Genomic DNA, 18,087 nt, shown 5'->3' with positions numbered 1-18,087 from the left:
AACGAAACTTCGATCAAGCGAAAAACAATTTCTATTAATCGATATAGTCTTTGAGTTTTTTGGAACGACTTGGGTGGCGGAGCCTACGAAGTGCTTTTGCTTCGATCTGACGAATCCTTTCCCGAGTCACTTTGAATTGGTATCCCACCTCTTCGAGAGTTTGTGCATACCCGTCATCCAAACCAAATCGCATCCTAATGACCTTTTGTTCCCGAGCCGGTAAGGTTTGAAGAACCTGACGGATTTGTTCGGAAAGAATGGAAGACGCCGCTGAGTTGAGTGGAGAGATCACTTCCTTGTCTTCGATAAAATCTCCAAGTTCTGAATCTTCTTCAGAACCCACAGGAATCTCAAGTGAGATTGGTTCCCGTGCCACGTTTTTAACGGCTTTTACTTTCTGGACTGGCCAACCAAGTCGTTCGGCAATTTCATCATTGGATGGGTCTCGACCAAACTCTTGGACAAAAAGACGAGTTTCGCGAATCACTTTGTTCACCTGTTCGATCATGTGAACCGGAACTCGAATGGTACGAGCTTGGTCTGAAATCGCACGAGTGATGGCTTGTCTAATCCACCAAGTGGCGTAAGTAGAAAATTTATAACCTTTTTTGTATTCGAACTTATCAACAGCTCGAATTAGACCAATGTTTCCTTCTTGGATCAAATCAAAGAAATGCATTCCTCGGTTGGCGTAACGTTTTGCGATGGATACCACCAAGCGAAGGTTAGCTCGCACAAGTTCTCTTTTGGCTTGTGCAATTTCTCTTTCGCCTTTGATGATTTTTTCGCCCCAGTCTTTGATTTCACCAACAGGAGAACCAGCTTCCTGTTCCATACGACGGAGTTTTCTTTCGTTGTTGCGAATATCTTTGATGACTTCTCTGACTTCATCAATATCGCAACCCATCATTTTTTCGATTTCATCTAAGTTTTCATTTTTTTCGATGAAACGGTTGAGAGCTTTGATTTCACGAACATCATGTCCGTATTTGGCTTTGATTTTAAGGAAATGTTTTTCGATTTCCTTAACACGAAATACCATTGATTTGATCTTTTGGGAGATCTTTTGGATTTCTTTTTGAGAAACTCCAATTTTACGAATGGCTTCATCAATTTTGCCAGTGGATAAATCGATTTTTTCTTTGAGTTCTTTAAACTTCTTAGAATTTTCAGAATATTTACGAATGCGGTTTGTGGATTCGTTCAGTACTTTTTCATCCTGTTGGATGAGTTCCATGTTTTCAAAAAATACTTTTTCTAATTTGTCCGCTTGCTCTTGGTTGAGTGCGTACATTTTGTCCACTTTTACCAAGTCATAAACTTTGATTTTTTTAGACTTAATTTTTGGAATGAGTTTTGCAAAGTTTTGGCGAAGGATCGAAGAACTTAAAATTGTTTCTTCGATAATCTTTTCACCCTTCTCTATTCTTTTGGCTAAAAAGACTTCTGTTTCCCCTGAGATCAGGGATACTTTACCAATTTCTTTTAAATAAAGGCGAATGGGATCTTCAGAACTAGAGGAAACGTTTGACTCTCTTTTTTTACGTGCTGGTTTCTCTTTAGTTTCTTTCGTTGTTTCTTCTTTGGTAGTTGTGAGGGAACTTGATTCTTCTAAGGATTTTTTAGAATACTCTTCTACAATTTCAATCCCCATCTCGTGTAACAAAGTAAAGACATCATCAATCTTTTCGGAATTTAAAATTTTATCCGGAAGTATTTCATTGATTTCATCATAAGATACCTCTCGATTTGCTTTTCCGATCGAGATGATCTTTTGTACTTCTGGTAGGCTTGCTAGATTTTCCATTCTACCTCTATCCTTCTTTATACTTCTAACGTTTGGATCGTTCGGAGATACACGGATCTCTTATTTTTTTCACTTTTTAAAAGTGAAAGTTCTGACAAAAGATTGTTCTTTTCTTCAATCGTTAAGTCAGGTTTGGCCATCTCTTTGACAAGTTCTTCCATCCTTGCGTCATCCAACAAATCCGCATGGTAAAGAAACATACCCTTAAACAGTCCTGGTGTTGTCGATTCATCGGCCGTAAAATGTTCGGCAATCATCCCCAGGTAATCCGAAGGAATCTCTTCCCTCGAAAGAATTTCTGCAGCTGTTAGGTTCTCATTCTGCAAATACTTCGTATATAAATAGTCCCAAAAAAAAGCAGATACTTCATCTCGAAACTCTAAGCCAAGCAAATCATCAGCGAAACTAAATAGTTCCATATTCTGGATGAGCATTGCGATCATCTTACGTTCACAAACCAAAATGGGAGCTAGTTTTCCCGGTTTGGTCACAGAACGTTCTTTTTTAGTATCGACCGGAGAGGGGGTCGAAGTTACACCCGGCTTGCCCCGAAAATCCTGAAAAAGCGAAGAAAATGAAAGTCCGAGCTGGCGAGCCCCCTCTTCTAAATAGACCTGTTTGTCTGTTTCCTTTTCCATTGGTTTTAGGAATTCAAAAAGTTTTTTGACACCTGCCTGTTTTTCCTCTGCCAAAGAAGTGGGACCTGCTCCCGCAAGGATCTCACGGATCATAAATTGGGAGGCAGGTGCTGCCGATTCCAATAAATCTCTGATTTCTTGTTTGTTATGATGGAGGGAATAATCAAAAGGATCTTTTCCTTCCGGGATATGACAGACTTTTACCGAAACACCTTCTTTCGAAAGGAGATTCACAGCACGGAAAGCACCTTTCGTTCCTGCTTTGTCCGAATCCATCATTAAGTACACTTTGTCCGCCATGTTTTTTAGAATCCGAACATGCCCTTCCGTAAATCCTGTTCCGAGCGGTGCTACCACAAACTCAATTCCTTTCCGGAAAAGTCCAATGGCATCAAACACTCCTTCCACGATGACAGCTTCTCTTGTTTTTCGAATGCTATCTTGGCTCAAATTTAAATTATAAAACGTGCGACTTTTGTCATAAATGAGTGAGTTAGGGCTATTGATGTATTTGGCTTCTTCTGATTCGCCGAGGATCCTACCGGAAAAGGCAATCACTCTGCCCCTTGTATCAATCACAGGAAACATAATGCGATTGCGAAAAAAATCATAAGGATCTTTGTTTTGGTCTTGTCGTTTGAGAAGACCTAACTGTTCGCCAAGTTTTACTTCGGCTTCAGTTTTAAAAAGTTCCGTCCGTAAATTTCCAAACCCAGGAAGTCCAAATCCAATTTTAAAAACCTTCAAATCTTCTGTGTACAATCCGCGAGATTCTAAATACTTGAGAGCCACTTCACCACTTTGTGTGTTTAAGTTTTTTTGAAAGTATTCTAAGGCTTTTTGTGAAACTTGATAGAGGGCTTCTTTTTTTCGTTCTGATTCTTCTTCTTCTTTGGTTCTTTCTACAAGGGGAATTCCAGAGTAGTCAGAAAGAATTTCTAACGATTTGAGAAAGTCCACCTTTTGGTAGTCCATCACAAACCGAAACAAATCACCGGAAGCCTTACACCCAAAACAATGGTAAAAGCCACCTTCGGCATTTACATTGAAAGACGGAGTTTTTTCATTATGGAAAGGACAAATTCCAACGAGGTTTCTTCCCATACGACGTAAAGGTACAAACCGGTTGATATAAGAATCAATGGAGACTTCTCTGCGAACTCTTTCTTTAAAACTTTGGTAAGGATTCACAGTATAACAGTATTAACGGGCGGTAAGTGCTTGTTTAACGAGAGAGGATACCTTGGAGCCGTCTATATTTTGTCCTTTAAATTTTGCCATTACTTTACCCATCACCTTTCCCATATCCTGGGTCCCGTTTGCGTTTAATTCTCCAATGGCTTCTTCTACTGCCTTAGAGATTTCTTCTTCGGAGACTTCTTTTGGAATATAACGAGAGATGACTTCTGCTTCCTGAATTTCTTTACTCGATAAATCAGGACGATTGGCTTTGTCATATTCGACAGCCGTATCCTTTCTACGTTTGAAATTGCTTTTTAGGATCTGCATGACTGCAGTATCCGTTAATTCGGAAGCACCAGTTTTGGTTAACTCATATTGAATTTCCGCTTTCAAGAGACGCAAAGTACCTAGGACGGTTTCATCCTTGGCCTTTAACGCCGTCTTTAGATCGGTATTGATCGTCTCTTGCAGGGTCATTGGAAAACCGACTTAAAGATTAAAGTTTATCTTTTTTAGCGAATAGTCTTTTCTTTTTGTCTCGTTTGCGTTTGGCTGCTTCCACAGCTTTCTTTTTCACAACGCTAGGCTTTTCAAAGTATTCTCTACGTTTGATTTCGCTCATAATACCAGCATTCGCACAATCTCTTTTGAATCTACGAAGCGCCGCTTCAATGGATTCCCCTTCTTTTAAATAAATCCCTACTTGTGGGGTCATAGACAAACAACTGTCCTTTTGTAAAAATGGTCTAGTTTTGACGGTATCGGAAACCGCCCTGATTTGTCAATTCAGCCGAAAAACAAATCAGAAATTTTCGATAAAAATAGAAGAAAACTTCGAATCATCGGCTAAAATCTCCCTGTCGATAGGGAAAATCTTCAGTTTATAGTCCAAAATCAAATGTTTGGAGGGAAAATAAAGGGACCCAAACCTGTGGTTGGCCCCATCCAAAGTTTCCCCTGGGCAGAATAGGAAATAGGAACGAGGGTTCAATTGGAAATTGAATTCATTTTCTTTGGTTTCTTTATGTAAGGTGGCTGTCACTTCCCTTAGGATTTCCCTGCTTTTGACCACACCGAGTGGTTTAAAAAAGGGAGAAAGGTCTTGGAGGTGAAAGAAAGCAATGACACCCGAATGGACATCGCCAGAAAAAGCACGCTCCATTTTTTTTCGAATGGGATCTGTGATGGTATGGAAATCGAGTATGTTCTTTTCTCGCAAAGAAATTCCTGTGGCACAAAACGTAAGGACTTGGTTGGATAGATCTTCCCAATTGCGTTCGGAAAGTTCTGGTTCGACTTCCTGCACCACCAAAACAAAAACAGGAACCTCTCCCTCGGGAAGGCGCATGATATTGATTTTAAAATCTCGTTCCCTTTCTGAAAACGTTCCCAGGGTTTTTGGATCCAGAGCTTCCAAATGCTGCACTAAATCCGCAAATTGGGAAGAAACAAGCTCTTTAAGCCATTCTTCTTTCTCGGATTGGCCAAATTCATAAACAATCTCAGAGGAAAGATACACCCAACCTAAATGAGCTCCCACACTGGCAAAACTGATGCCAAGCCTACGGGAATGATAATCTGTCATTTGCATGGATGGGGATGGATTTACATTTGTTGGATCTATCATCGGATTCTAGGTTTAGTATCGGTAGAGCAAGGCCCAATCAAAAGGAGAAAGGATTGCCCCTGGCGTTATCCCCCCAAAATGGAGTAAAAACGACTCGGGGAACCTGTGAACGCAACACCGAAACAAAAAAAACTCATCTCTCTATCGCAATTCATCCTAGAAGAGCAACTCAAAATCCCACATGCTTCTGGAGAATTTACAGCCCTACTCAGCCACTTAGTTTACGCTGCCAAAATCGTAGGTCGCGAGGTCAGAAAAGCCGGACTTTTAGATGATATACTCGGTGCCACGGACGATACCAATGTCCAAGGCGAAACCCAAATGAAACTGGATCAGTATGCTGACAATGCCTTCAACCAGTCCCTAAAAATTTGTGGCCACCTTTGTGTCCTTGCCAGCGAAGAACACGAACACATCATCCCGATTCCTGGTGGATACAATATTGGAAAGTATACGATGGCAATCGACCCCTTAGATGGATCTTCGAACATCGACACAAACGTATCCATTGGAACCATTTTTTCCATCCACCAAAGACTTGAACCCAATTCCAAAGAACCAGGAACCGAAAAAGATTTATTACAAAAAGGCCATTTGCAACGTTGTGCAGGTTATATCATTTACGGATCCTCCACCATGCTTGTCCTTTCTACTGGAACAGGTGTATCGGGATTTACCCTAGACCCAAGTGTAGGGGAATTTTTACTTTCTCATCCGAATATGCAGATGCCGGAATCAGGAGATATTTATTCCGCCAATGAAGGAAACGCATCGTATTGGTCTCCGGAAGTACAAACTTACCTCCAAAAGATCAAATCGATTGAAGGCGGAAAAAAACCAAAAACAGCTCGTTATATTGGATCTCTCGTAGCTGACTTTCATAGAAACCTTCTCAAAGGAGGAATTTTCCTTTATCCGAATGATACAAAGTCCTCCAAATATCCGAACGGGAAATTACGATTATTGTATGAAGCAGCACCGATGGCCTTTATTGCAGAACAAGCAGGAGGAATGGCGGTGACAGTGAAGGGAGAAAGGATCCTTGACCTCACCCCAAAGGAACTTCATGAAAGAACAACGCTCGTTATTGGAAGCAAAAAGGAAGTAGAAGAATTTCTTACATTCGTTCCGAAGTCATAATTTTCGAAACAAAAACAGAAATTTCTTTCAAAGGAAATCTCAATCTATTAGTTTTGGCAGAATTAAAAGATTTTAGGAGAAAACTTTCAATGAATAAAAAACTACTCGTTTTAATTCTTGGTGTGACTATGGCTTCTGGACTTGCTTTCTGCAAAAAAGAAGAGCCTGTTGTTGAAGAAAAAATCGAATCTGTTGAAGATGCAGCGAAAAAAGTAACTACAGAAGTAGAGAAAAAAGTAGATGCAGCAGTGAAAACTGCAGAAGCAGAAGCTAAAAAAGCAGCAACTGGTGCCATCAATGACGCCACAAAAGACATTAAAAAACCAGCAGGTTTCTAATCATCTTTTCTGTGAAAAGAAAACCAACCGAAAACTCGGTTGGTTTTTTATTTTCTAGTGTTCATTAAAAAAAATTCTTCTAATCCTTCTTCATTACAGTTCAAGTGCGAACAACTAACAAAAAAATACGAAATTTCATTTCACTAACTATCTGTGTATTTAATTTTTGCATGGAGTTCTTCCTCTAAAGCACATTTAGGATAGGTTCCCACATCTAAGGAAGTCCCAATATGGCCAAAAGGATCTTGGGGGGAGATGATCCTTAAATCCCAACCATTCACAATCCAAGGGCATTGGTAATTTTTATCGCGACAAAGAATTTGTGCAGCTTTTGGTTTGGGATAGGCCCAAGCAGAAGTTTGGAACTTACATTTGTTTTCGATTTCAGCAATGGTTCGGATGCGTTTGATCGCCTGGTCAAATTCTTTAAACCGACTGGTCATGGGATCAGCCAAGTCTTTTCGGAAAAGCCCCTTCTCTGCATTGTAAGTAAACATCACAAGGAGTTTTTCTGATACATGTTCTTTCTCAGTGGATACTTTCAAATTCTCCATGATATAACGAGCAATTTTAAGTGCTTCCAAAGTAACGGCGGCAGTATCATCTGCATATTCGCCTGCCTCTTCCTCATCGTCACTGGCATCATCTTCCATGCCACTTCCCGCCAAAAGATCTATATTCAATTGGTGTTTTCGAAGGTCTTCTACATTAACAGTAGCAGGAACAACACCTGGAATCTCAAATCCAGTCGAACCATGATTGTTAATCGCACTGATCACTTCCTCTGGTAAGTTTAGTTTTCTGGCAATTTCCAAAGAAAGATTCACTGCAGAAGTTAAAGAAGGACCAAAAAAACTTTGTTTGTACAATCCTTCTTTCGATACAGAGATATCGGCACAAAGACCAGCAAGGAAACTGAACCTGTTCACCATTTTAAAACCATATTGTTTTTGAATGACAGATCCTAAACTTAAAAGACCAAAATCAGCTAAATGATTAAAAAATTCCTTATGAACCAGTAAAATTCGAAAAAAAGACAATGCCAAAGATTTAGAATAAAATGAGTTTTGAATGATCCCTTTGAGACTTGCCATTCGTTCCGCATTTTGTTCATACAAATGATAAATGAATTCGTTGGATCTGTCTTCGATTCGACTGAGGATTGCTTTGGAAAGAACCATCCGAAGCATTCTCATCAAATCCTTGGACATAGCGAGTTTAAAAGAAGGAATGTAGTTCCCTTCCATACCTTCCAGCTTCTTTAAAATATTTTCCTTGATGGCAACTTTTTCTTTGATGAGGATACTACCATTTTTATCAACTACAGGTTCACTGAGAGAAACAGAACCTAACAAATCATAATCAACGGCAAAATTTTTAAATTCATTGAATTCTAAGAATTCGATTCCAGCATTCGTAATTTTCATAAAGGTCCTAAGGAAACTGTCTTTTACGATCCTTCTGAGAGCAAGATTTTTGCTTTCCTTCTGCGTCTAAATAGTGTAGTTTTTTAGTCGTTTTGGAGGTTCTAGTTGGTTTCTTCTATCCCAAAAGACTCACAATCTGTGAGCGAGTTGAAAGAGTTCTACAGACAAATGGTACTTATACGAAAGTTTGAGGAAGCCGCTGCCAAAGCCTATAGCGTAGGAAAGATTGGTGGTTTTTTACATTTGTACATCGGCCAAGAGGCAGTGGGAGTTGGTTCCATTGCGGCCCTCACCCCAAAGGACTATATTGTTTCGACATATAGAGACCATGGCCATGCTTTGGCAAGGGGCTTAAATCCCAAACCATTGATGGCAGAGTTATTTGGAAAAGGCACAGGTATTTCAAAAGGTAACGGCGGTTCAATGCACTTTTTTGATCGTAACGCACACTTTATGGGCGGGCACGGAATTGTGGGTGGGCATATCTCTCTTGCCGCAGGGATTGCATTTGCCTCTAAATTTAAAAAAGAAGATTCTGTGACGATTTGTTTTTTTGGAGAAGGAGCTGCCAATATCGGATCCTTTCATGAGGGTTTGAACCTCGCTGCCATTTGGAAACTCCCCGTAGTATTTATTTGTGAGAACAACCATTATGCGATGGGAACTCCTGAATACCGTGCTCTTGCTGTCAAAGATGTATCTGTGAGAGCATATGCTTACGATATGGCTCGCGATCATATCGAAGGTGATGAAGTGAGAAAGGTAAGAGACCATGTTCAAGTGGCAGTCGAAAGGGCACGTCGCGGCGAAGGACCAACTCTCATCGAAGTTTCTACATACCGTTTCCGGGGCCATTCCATGTCGGATCCTGCTAAATATAGAACGAAAGAAGAATTAGAAGCCTATAAAAAGAAAGACCCTCTGATGCGTGCAAGACAGGAACTAGAGTTAGGTGGGATTAAAACAGAAGAATTAGACAAAATGGATTTAGAAATCCAAAACCAAATTGATGAGGCTTACCAATTTGCGGAAACTTCACCTGAACCTCCCCTTTCCCAACTACACAAGTATGTGTATGCGGAGGATAAATAAATGGCCATCCTCACTTACAGAGAAGCACTAAACCGGGCCATGACAGAAGAGATGGAAAAAGATCCGTCCATCTATTTAATGGGAGAAGAAGTCGGACATTACCAAGGAGCTTATAAAGTTTCCCAAGGAATGTTAGATAAATTTGGGGAAGAAAGAGTGATCGACACCCCTATTTCCGAAAATGGATTTGCGGGGATTGGAGTGGGTTCGGCGATGGTGGGCTTACGTCCCATCATTGAATTTATGACTTGGAACTTTTCCCTTGTTGCCATTGACCAAATCATCAACTCCGCTGCCAAAATGAATTATATGAGTGGGGGCCAATTCCCCATGCCGATTGTCTTTCGTGGTGCCGGTGGTGCGGGAGGAAGACTTGGGGCCCAACACTCCCAGGCCTTCGAATCTTGGTATGCCCATTGCCCAGGCCTTAAAGTAGTTTGTCCTGCCACACCAAAAGATGCTTACGGCCTACTCAAATCTTCCATCAGAGACAATAACCCCACCATCTTTATCGAATCAGAAGTGTTATACGGATCCAAAGGAGAAGTTCCCGAACAGGAATACACCATCCCTTTAGGTCTTGGTGAAATCAAAAGAAAAGGTACAGACATTACCCTTGTAACTTGGTCAAGAGCCCTCGGGTTTGCTGAAGAAGCGGCGGCCATTTTAGAAAAAGAAGGTATCTCTGTAGAAATTGTGGATCTTCGCAGTTTACGTCCGTTAGATGAAAATCTCATTTATGAATCCGTAAAAAAAACAAACAGAGCCGTCGTCGTGGAAGAAGGATGGCCAGTTGCCGGATTTGGAGCTCAAATTGCTTATCTTATCCAAAAAAATGCCTTCGCTTACCTTGACCACCCCGTGGAACGAGTGACACAAATGGATGTGCCTATGTCTTATGCTGCCAACTTAGAAAGAATGAGTTTGCCAAACGCAACAAGAGTTGCCGATACCATCCGAGAGATGTTACAGTAGGAGAACAAACAATGGCAAAAATTCAAGAAATGACCCAACTTTCCCCTACGATGGAAGAAGGAACCATTGTGAAATGGTTAAAAAAAGAAGGAGATTCCGTCTCTCCCGGTGATATCATCGCCGAAGTGGAAACAGACAAAGCCGTAATGGAAATGGAAGCCTTTGAATCGGGTGTACTTTTAAAAATCCTACATACCGAAGGAGCCAAATTAAAAGTGGGACAGGCTTTGGCAGTCATTGGAAAACCAGGCGAAGACATATCTTCTCTACTCGCAGGTATCCCGAAAAATGAACCTAACCAAACAAAGGTGGAAACGGCACACTCCAAGGAAACCCAAACGAGCCAACCTTCCGTTTCGGTATCCACTCCACCTTTACCATCTTCTAATAAATCAGAAACAAAACAAACCTCGATAAACTCGGTTACCGCGGTTGCCGCGGTTACCTCAGGTACATCGGTTTCCTCGGTTGCTGAGTTCATCGAGGCAAACCGAGGAGGACTTCGTGTTCTTGCTTCTCCTCTAGCCAAATCAATTGCCATTGAACACGGAGTTGATTTGCATACCGTGATCGGAACAGGGCCAGAGGGAAGGATTACTAAAAAAGATGTTTTGAATACTTTAAGCCAAGGGTCTCGTTCAACTCAATTTGCGAGTAAAGGCACAACGCGCGCAGATGAAGTTGTGACTTTGAATGGAATGCGAAAAACCATAGCAAAACGTCTGACCGAATCCAAACAAAATCTCCCCCACTTCTATTTGAATGTGGATGTAAATGCAAAAGCGATGGAATCTTTTCGATCAGAGCTTTTGGAATTTCAAAAACATCTAGAACCAGAATTACAAGTCAAAGTCAGTTTAAACGATATCATCGTCAAAGCCACTGCTGCCGCCCTAAGGCTTCATCCCAAAGTCAATGCCAGTTTCCTAGGAGATTCTATTTTACAATTTGGTCGAGTGGATGTAGGAATTGCAGTTTCTCTGGATGGAGGTCTTTTAACACCCGTTATCCGTGGTGCAGATGGGAAATCCATTTTAGAAATTTCGAAAGAGGTGAAGGAACTAGCAAAACGTGCCCGAGAACGAAAACTTAAACCAGAAGAATTTTCGAATGGAACCTTTACCATTTCTAATCTAGGAATGTATGGAATCAGTCGGTTCACAGCCATCATCAACGAACCAGAAAGTGGGATCTTAGCTGTTGGTTCTGTGGAAGACAAACCTGTTGTGGAAAACGGGGCCGTGGTAGCTGGCCGGGTTTTGTCTTTGACCCTTTCCTGCGACCACCGAGTAATCGATGGTGCTGTCGGGGCCGAATTCTTAAGGACTCTCAAGAGTCTTTTAGAACAACCGAGCCTTATGGCCGGTGTGATCTGACTCTTGTAGTTGATTCGTGATGTTTAAGTTTTATGCTGCGAAAAAATCGGCACTTTGGATGTCAGCGACGGGAATGCGAACCACACCACTAGCTAAGTTCCCGATCACTACATCGTCCATCATTTGGCGATTTTTATCAAGTTCAATGCTTTGTCCGTCTTTCAAGTGGAGAACGATATCGATTCCTCGGTAGTGGATGTATCTTTCGAGTGTACTTTTAAATTTGTGAGCTTTGTCCATCTGGTTTTGTTTCCCTTATCTTTGTAACTTACAAAGGGTATCGTACGATTTTATGAGACCTTTAGAAAATTTTGTCTCATTAAGTAAGTTTTTTTTGACAGTATCAGGAAACTGGGAGAATTATGTCACATGAAGCCTGAGAACAGTACATCCGCCACTCCTGGCGTAAGAAAAGCCGCCCTCCTCCTTTTATCCCTTGGCAAAGAAAGAGCAGCCGATGTTCTGAAACACCTGGATGATACAATGCTCGAAGCAGTGATTTTGGAAATGTCCAAAATCAGGTCCATCTCGAAAGAAGAAAGAGAAGTCATCTTAAAGGAATTTCATAATACCATTGAAGATTTGAATGAAACCACATCTGGTGGCCTCTCCACTGCCAAATCTCTTTTGGAACATACAGTGGGCGCTGAAAAAGCCAATGTGATCCTAAAAAAAATCCATAAAGAAGAAACTAAAAACGATTTTGAATTTTTAAACCAAGTGGAACCAGGAGTTTTACAGGGAATGCTTGGAACCGAGTCTCCTCAAATCATTGCTGTGACCTTATCGCATTTGGATCCAAAAAAGGCAGCCGATGTTTTGAAACTCTTTCCAAAACCAGAACAGGCAAAAATTGCCGTAAGACTCGCCACCACATCCAAAACCCATCCCGATGTGATCCAAAACATCGCAAGGATCCTCAAAAAACGCTACGAAGAAAGGGACAAACAGGAATACTCCGAAGCTGGTGGAGCTCATGTCCTTGCGAACATTTTGAACTTTATGGAAAAAGGGGCAGAGGAAACGATTCTATCAGAACTCGAAGAATCTTCTCCCGATGTGGCCGACCAAGTTCGCGAAAAACTTTATACCTTTGAAGACATTCTTTCATTGGATAACAAAGAAATGCGAATCCTCATCAATCGTTTGGCTGATGATACGGCCATCTCTCTTGCCATCCGTGGTGCCGGAGATGAAATCAGGAAAAAATTCCTAAACAATATGAGCCAAAACAGGTCAGAAGATATTTTAGATGCCCTGGACATGAAACCACGAGTCACCTTACGAGAGATAAACGAAGCAAGAAGTAAAATTGTGCAAGTGGCAAGAGTTTTAGAAGAAGAAAATCAAATTCTATTCAAAAAAGAAAAAGAAGAATATATTGAGTGAAAGGGAAAAATAAAGAAATCCGATGGCGGAGTTGACGGGGCTCGAACCCGCGACATCCTGCGTGACAGGCAGGCACTCTAACCAACTGAGCTACAACTCCATCGGAATAAAAACCAAACTATAGAATCGACTCCGAGAGTCAACACAGTTTTCATTTGTTTTCTTGCCTTTCGTTAGAATTTTTAGAATCTGGTACTGGTTCTATGCAAATCGAAGAAAAAAAAGCCAAAGACCTTTTCCAGGATCGTATCTTTACCCTATCCAATTTTTTATCTGTATTTCGGGTGTTGTTACTCCCCTTTTTTTTCCAAAGCACTTATGCTTATGCACATGATCCAGCGAACTTACGCGCTTTTTCTGCATCGATCTTTTATGCATTGGCTGCCGTTGTGAGCGATTACCTCGATGGACTCTTTGCTCGTCTCCTCCACCAAGAAACGACTCTAGGTAGATACTTAGATCCAGTCTGTGATAAACTCGTTACCCTCGGTGGTCTCTTTGTGGTTACCATTCATTTTGATTTTCCGAGTTGGATTCTTATTGTATATTTTATCAGAGAGATCCTTGGTGTTTGGCTTGGAGGGTATTTGTATTTAAAACGTGGATTACAAGGTCGACCTAACTGGTGGGGAAAATTTGGTGTGGGAATTGTGGCAGTATCTGTGATTTGGTATATGTCATTACCTTACTTTTTACAGTTTGGTGCTCCTTATTCTTTTTTACTCCATCCTGTCATCTCCGCTTATGTTTTACTTTTTGTACTGACTGCAGGTGTTGTTGCCTACGTGGTTCGGTACTGGAATATTGTGTTTCATCCTGAAGCCATCGAATTAGATCCAGAAAACAAAAAACAAGCAAAGAAGTATCAAAAAATTTAATTTGATTTCTACTGATGATTTTATTTGTCAAAACTTTCTAAGTCAAAAACAAAGAACCAAAAGTAGAAATCAAAATTTCAAATACTCTGGACTAAAATTTTATTTCAAAGTGCCCGTATTTTTTCTGCGGAGTAAATACCACTCATATAAATTTTGTCCCGTTTCTGCCCAAACAAATTCCGCATAATGGTAGTAAGCTCCATCGGCAGCGTTTATTGTTAGTGCTGAATAATTTTTAGGATTTTCATACACACCTTTTGCAATATCTGCTGGCATTTCCGTGACAGCTCCAGTGGCAATGTGTTTGTATTTAGTAAGGATTTTGCCATCCGTTGTTTTGGCTTTGGCATCTGTAATTTCAAGTTTTTTCATTCCTTTGGATTGTAGGTAAGAAAGAAATTCTGGTTTCCCTTGGGATTTTCTAGCTTCTGCCATTTCCCAAATGCTATTTTTGCCAGACTTGTTATATACATTTGGGTTAGCTCCGGCTTCTACCAAAACCTTTACTAGCTCAAAATCAGCGTTACGTACCGCATTCCATAAAGCAGTGTCGTAATCCGGGCCAAAAGTATATTCACGATATCCTGCAATGTTTGGATTGGCCCCTTTTGCCAAAAGTAGTTTGGCAATTTTTGCATTGGCCACTCGGTCAAGGGCTGTCCTTGCACCCCAACGAAATTTCATACGGAACGGTCCAATTCGATCCGTATAATCACATTCTTTAGAGCGATTATCGACCTTAGCACCTTTATCTAACAAAAGTTTCACGAGACCTTCATCACCTTCCATAGCAGCAATGGTAAGCGCATGAAAACAATCAGACGTTTGATTTACATCGGCACCTTCTTCAATCATTTGTTTAGCTTTGTCGAATTTACGATCTTCGATTGTGTAGGGCAAACTTGAACAAGATACGAGTGCCCATAATAGAAATAGAGGAATGAGTTTTTTCATCCTTATATCTTATAGGTTTTGATTCAATCGCAAGCCAAAAACAGCGATTAGATGTTACAAAAAGCTACATCCTCACAATTAAAATCCAAACGAGTGTTTGTATATCAATTTCACTTCTTCTTTTGTTTGGATTTTTCTTTTGCTAATTTTTCAAACTCCCTTAGCCTTAATTTTAGAATCTCTAGAGTTTCCTTCATAACTGCTTTACCATGATCCACTTCAATTTCCCGAACAAACCTGATGATCATACCAATGGTGTGACTGAAATACAAAGCAAATGGTCTGACTTCTGATTCTTTTAAGATAGGTAGGCAACGTAAGGTAGTTTTTACAATTAATTCCGCATTTCTATATGTATCACGATTGTCCTCGGATACTAATTCCGGAATGGCCCTAGCACCTGCCCAAAGATTGGCAAGGGCCGGGTCTTTTTGAAAAATTGTTATAAATTGTTTGAAAGCAATTTCAGCGGCAACTTCTAATTCAGCAGTGGTTCGCACTGGCTCTAAAATTCTTTTTGTTTCATCATACAATAAATCGTAATATTGATTCATGATTGTTAACAATAATACACTTTTTCCTGGGAAGTATTGGTATAAAGAGCCAATTTGAATTCCTGCTGTTTGCGCAATCTCACGCATACTCACAGCATCGATTCCTTTTTCACCGATCAATTCCCTAGCAGTTTTTAAAATGAGTTCGACTCGGTCGCGACTTCTCGTTTGGACAGGGATTTTGAACTCAAGACTCATAAGAAAAGGAGAAATTTCTTATCATAATTTGCACTTCTTTTTTTCCCAACCTACTAAATTTGGCCTTGACTGATTCTAATTTATGATCAATGATCTCATAAATATGATCATTGATCATATTAGGAATGTGAGGGAATATGGATCTCGTAAAAAACAAACAATCTGGTTCTACTGGGACCATAGATAAATCGGATACAATTTGTATCGTGGGTGCCGGACCCGCAGGCCTAACAATGGCGAGGTCCCTATTAGCAAAAGGGATTCCTTTTCAAGTTTTTGAAAAACATAACGATGTTGGAGGAATTTGGGATATCAATAATCCAGGTTCTCCCATGTATGAAAGTGCTCACTTTATTTCTTCAAAGTATTTATCTAGTTATTTTGATTTCCCGATGCCTGAAAATTATCCAGACTATCCATCCAACCTACAAATTTTAAAATACCACCGAGATTTTGCAAAAACCTATAATCTCTACCCATTGATTCAATTTAACACTTCGATAAAAGAAATCAAAGAACAAGATGGATGTTGGATTGTTGAAACAAGTTCCAACGAAAAGTATTTGTTTGGCGGAATTGTTTGTGCCAGCGGAATCACATGGTCACCAAACCAACCAAAATTAGAGGGTGAAAGAAATTTTACAGGAAAAATATTACACAGTGTAAATTATAAATCTCCTACTCTTTTTCATGGAAAACGAGTGCTTATTGTAGGCGCAGGTAACTCAGGTTGTGATATAGCATGTGACGCAGGAGCCAACGCCGAACAAGCATTTATCAGCGTTAGACGGGGATATCATTTTATACCAAAACATATTTTGGGGCAACCGGCAGATGTTTTTGGAGATGGTGCGCATTGGATTCCCAATTGGGTCTCACAGTTTGTATTCGGTAGGTTATTAAAATATCTTGTTGGTGACCTAACGAAACTGGGATTACCAGCGCCTGACCATAAAATATTTGAAACTCACCCTATCATCAACGACCAGTTAATCCATAACTTAAGACATGGCGATGTGATTGCAAAACCGGATATAGAAAAACTTGAAGGTGATTCAGTTGTTTTTAAAGACGGATCCAAGGAAAAAATAGACATTATCATTCTTGCAACCGGATATAACTGGTCGATTCCGTATATGGATAGTAAATATTTCGAATGGAAAAATGGAAGACCTGACCTCTACTTAACTTTGTTTAATCGAAATTTCGAAAATTTATACGCTCTAGGTTATATGGAAACCGATGGTGGAGCCTACAAGATGTTTGATGAAATGGCAAATTTAATTGCATCCTACATTGAAGCAAAACGGAAGAATCATCCTACGTATCTTCGTTTTGCCAACCTAATCAAAACTGATAGGCCCTTATTAAATGGTAAAATTCAATACTTAAATACGGGACGCCATTCCGTGTATGTCAATCAAGTAGCCTATAAAAACTATAGATCTAAAATACAAAAGAAAATGGGTTGGTTAGAACTAAAACCTGGACAATTTAACTTTCTAAAATCCCCCATTGTTTCCTCTGGAACAGAAAATCGGTTACCTACATCAGGAATTTCCCAATGAAGAAGAACCTAGAGAAACATAAGAAAAAAATTGCCTTGATTACCGGCGGTGGCGGTGCCATTGCGGAAGCCATTGCAATTCGTTTGGAAAACGAAGGATACCAATTGCTGCTTTCCGATATCAGTTTAGAAAAAATGTCTCAGGTAAAAGAAAAACTAAATGGGAATCCTCGATTCTTTGTCTGCGATCAAACAAACCCAGAGGAAATTCAAAATCTAATTCACTCCATTCAGAAAGATTATCCAGAAATCAGTGTTTTAATCAACAATGCTGGATATACCAAAGAAGGTCCTTTTATTAGCCAATCCATCGGTGACATTCAAAGACAAATATGGATTAATTTAATCAGTCCCATTCATATTACACATGGAATCCTTCCACTGATGTTAAAACGAAATGAAGGTGCTATCGTATCCATTGTTTCGATTGGAGGAATTATTGCTTTAGCAGATTCTTCTCTTTACTCTGCGGGAAAATTTGGACTGCGCGGATTTTTGACCGCACTTTTCGAAGAGCTAAAACATACGAAAATTAAAGTATCAGGGATTTATCCGACAGCCGTGGATACTCCCATGCTCCTACATGAAGCTTTAAATGGTGGCACGGCACTTAATTGGGTGAATCCAGTACAATCTCCAGATGCAGTGGCTCGTGCAGTCATAAAGGGAATCAAAAAAGGGACATTGGAAATTTATGTTCCTTACTCGGATGGGCTTATCTCTAGGTTGGTTGCTGTTTTCCCTTGGCTTATGGGAAAACTGTCACCGGCACTTTTATGGATAGGAAAAAGGAACCAACAAAAATGGTTAAAAGGAAAAGGAATCACGAATACTAATACAATTCATTAATTGGAATTTGTCTTTATGACATTCGATATGAATGGGAAAGGGTAGAAATCAGGAACTAAAGAATTTAATTCCTTTTAGAGTGGGATAATAGGTTCA

Annotated in this window: 18 protein-coding genes and 1 tRNA gene; 9 read left to right on the top strand and 10 right to left on the bottom strand. The window is 40.1% G+C overall.

What is annotated here, in order from left to right:
* Nucleotides 1-34: 34 nt before the first annotated feature.
* From rpoD to EHR07_RS05535, 5 genes are all read right to left on the bottom strand, one after another.
* Nucleotides 35-1,807 (bottom strand): RNA polymerase sigma factor RpoD, encoded by a 1,773-nt coding sequence (rpoD, locus tag EHR07_RS05555; RefSeq protein WP_135744157.1) that lies wholly within the window; start codon nt 1,805-1,807, stop codon nt 35-37.
* 17 nt (nt 1,808-1,824) lie between these two features.
* Nucleotides 1,825-3,636, bottom strand: a complete 1,812-nt coding sequence (dnaG, locus tag EHR07_RS05550; RefSeq protein ID WP_135744156.1) for a DNA primase — start codon at nt 3,634-3,636, stop codon at nt 1,825-1,827.
* A 12-nt stretch (nt 3,637-3,648) separates the two neighbouring features.
* Nucleotides 3,649-4,104, bottom strand: coding sequence for a GatB/YqeY domain-containing protein (locus EHR07_RS05545; RefSeq protein WP_135744155.1), 456 nt, complete (start codon nt 4,102-4,104; stop codon nt 3,649-3,651).
* A gap of 19 nt (nt 4,105-4,123) precedes the next feature.
* Nucleotides 4,124-4,342 (bottom strand): 30S ribosomal protein S21, encoded by a 219-nt coding sequence (rpsU, locus tag EHR07_RS05540; protein WP_002973784.1) that lies wholly within the window; start codon nt 4,340-4,342, stop codon nt 4,124-4,126.
* An 87-nt stretch (nt 4,343-4,429) separates the two neighbouring features.
* Nucleotides 4,430-5,218 (bottom strand): hypothetical protein, encoded by a 789-nt coding sequence (locus tag EHR07_RS05535; protein ID WP_135744397.1) that lies wholly within the window; start codon nt 5,216-5,218, stop codon nt 4,430-4,432.
* Nucleotides 5,219-5,359: 141 nt separating this feature from the next.
* Here EHR07_RS05535 and fbp point away from each other — a divergent pair, with 141 nt between their 5' ends.
* Together fbp and EHR07_RS05525 are read left to right on the top strand one after the other, a co-directional pair.
* Complete coding sequence (gene fbp, locus EHR07_RS05530) at nt 5,360-6,394, top strand: class 1 fructose-bisphosphatase (RefSeq protein WP_135744154.1); 1,035 nt, start codon at nt 5,360-5,362, stop codon at nt 6,392-6,394.
* A gap of 89 nt (nt 6,395-6,483) precedes the next feature.
* Nucleotides 6,484-6,732: a hypothetical protein gene (locus EHR07_RS05525; RefSeq protein ID WP_135744153.1), complete on the top strand. Its 249-nt coding sequence runs from the start codon at nt 6,484-6,486 to the stop codon at nt 6,730-6,732.
* A 143-nt stretch (nt 6,733-6,875) separates the two neighbouring features.
* Here EHR07_RS05525 and EHR07_RS05520 read toward each other — a convergent pair whose 3' ends face one another.
* Nucleotides 6,876-8,159: a hypothetical protein gene (locus EHR07_RS05520; protein WP_135744152.1), complete on the bottom strand. Its 1,284-nt coding sequence runs from the start codon at nt 8,157-8,159 to the stop codon at nt 6,876-6,878.
* A 105-nt stretch (nt 8,160-8,264) separates the two neighbouring features.
* On the opposite strand from EHR07_RS05520, the gene pdhA reads away from it, so the two are divergent.
* Genes pdhA through EHR07_RS05505 form a run of 3 tightly spaced genes read left to right on the top strand, consistent with a single transcriptional unit; the run spans nt 8,265 to nt 11,602 of the window.
* A complete protein-coding gene (gene pdhA, locus EHR07_RS05515) occupies nt 8,265-9,251 on the top strand; it encodes a pyruvate dehydrogenase (acetyl-transferring) E1 component subunit alpha (RefSeq protein ID WP_135744151.1) in 987 nt (328 codons plus the stop codon).
* A complete protein-coding gene (locus EHR07_RS05510) occupies nt 9,252-10,226 on the top strand; it encodes a pyruvate dehydrogenase complex E1 component subunit beta (RefSeq protein WP_135744150.1) in 975 nt (324 codons plus the stop codon).
* Nucleotides 10,227-10,237: 11 nt separating this feature from the next.
* On the top strand, nt 10,238-11,602 hold the full coding sequence (locus EHR07_RS05505) for a pyruvate dehydrogenase complex dihydrolipoamide acetyltransferase (protein ID WP_135744149.1): 1,365 nt from the start codon (nt 10,238-10,240) through the stop codon (nt 11,600-11,602).
* A gap of 30 nt (nt 11,603-11,632) precedes the next feature.
* On the opposite strand, the gene EHR07_RS05500 is transcribed toward EHR07_RS05505, so the two are convergent.
* Entirely contained in the window at nt 11,633-11,842 is a 210-nt protein-coding gene (locus EHR07_RS05500) for a hypothetical protein (RefSeq protein ID WP_004788926.1), read from the bottom strand.
* Between the two features lie 129 nt (nt 11,843-11,971).
* Here EHR07_RS05500 and fliG point away from each other — a divergent pair, with 129 nt between their 5' ends.
* A complete protein-coding gene (fliG, locus tag EHR07_RS05495) occupies nt 11,972-12,991 on the top strand; it encodes a flagellar motor switch protein FliG (RefSeq protein WP_135744148.1) in 1,020 nt (339 codons plus the stop codon).
* Between the two features lie 23 nt (nt 12,992-13,014).
* Here fliG and EHR07_RS05490 read toward each other — a convergent pair.
* Nucleotides 13,015-13,091 (bottom strand) — tRNA-Asp (locus tag EHR07_RS05490).
* Between the two features lie 103 nt (nt 13,092-13,194).
* On the opposite strand from EHR07_RS05490, the gene EHR07_RS05485 reads away from it, so the two are divergent.
* The gene (locus EHR07_RS05485) at nt 13,195-13,869 is read left to right on the top strand and encodes a CDP-alcohol phosphatidyltransferase family protein (protein ID WP_135744147.1); all 675 of its coding nucleotides are present in this window, start codon (nt 13,195-13,197) and stop codon (nt 13,867-13,869) included.
* Nucleotides 13,870-13,968: 99 nt separating this feature from the next.
* Here the strand turns inward: EHR07_RS05485 and EHR07_RS05480 are convergent, their stop codons facing one another.
* Both EHR07_RS05480 and EHR07_RS05475 read right to left on the bottom strand, forming a co-directional pair.
* Nucleotides 13,969-14,823, bottom strand: coding sequence for an ankyrin repeat domain-containing protein (locus tag EHR07_RS05480; RefSeq protein ID WP_135744146.1), 855 nt, complete (start codon nt 14,821-14,823; stop codon nt 13,969-13,971).
* Between the two features lie 110 nt (nt 14,824-14,933).
* Nucleotides 14,934-15,575, bottom strand: coding sequence for a TetR/AcrR family transcriptional regulator (locus EHR07_RS05475; RefSeq protein WP_135744145.1), 642 nt, complete (start codon nt 15,573-15,575; stop codon nt 14,934-14,936).
* A 137-nt stretch (nt 15,576-15,712) separates the two neighbouring features.
* On the opposite strand from EHR07_RS05475, the gene EHR07_RS05470 reads away from it, so the two are divergent.
* Together EHR07_RS05470 and EHR07_RS05465 are read left to right on the top strand one after the other, a co-directional pair.
* Nucleotides 15,713-17,143 carry a flavin-containing monooxygenase gene (locus tag EHR07_RS05470; protein WP_135744144.1) on the top strand — a complete coding sequence of 477 codons (1,431 nt, stop codon included), beginning with the start codon at nt 15,713-15,715 and terminating at the stop codon, nt 17,141-17,143.
* Nucleotides 17,140-17,991, top strand: coding sequence for an SDR family NAD(P)-dependent oxidoreductase (locus EHR07_RS05465; RefSeq protein ID WP_238753878.1), 852 nt, complete (start codon nt 17,140-17,142; stop codon nt 17,989-17,991). The genes EHR07_RS05470 and EHR07_RS05465 overlap by 4 nt, the downstream gene beginning before the upstream one ends.
* Nucleotides 17,992-18,087 lie beyond the last annotated feature (96 nt).

It is taken from the genome of Leptospira bandrabouensis (genome assembly GCF_004770905.1).
GTDB classification, from domain to species: domain Bacteria; phylum Spirochaetota; class Leptospiria; order Leptospirales; family Leptospiraceae; genus Leptospira_A; species Leptospira_A bandrabouensis.
This window is presented reverse-complemented; position numbering and strand designations above follow the sequence as displayed.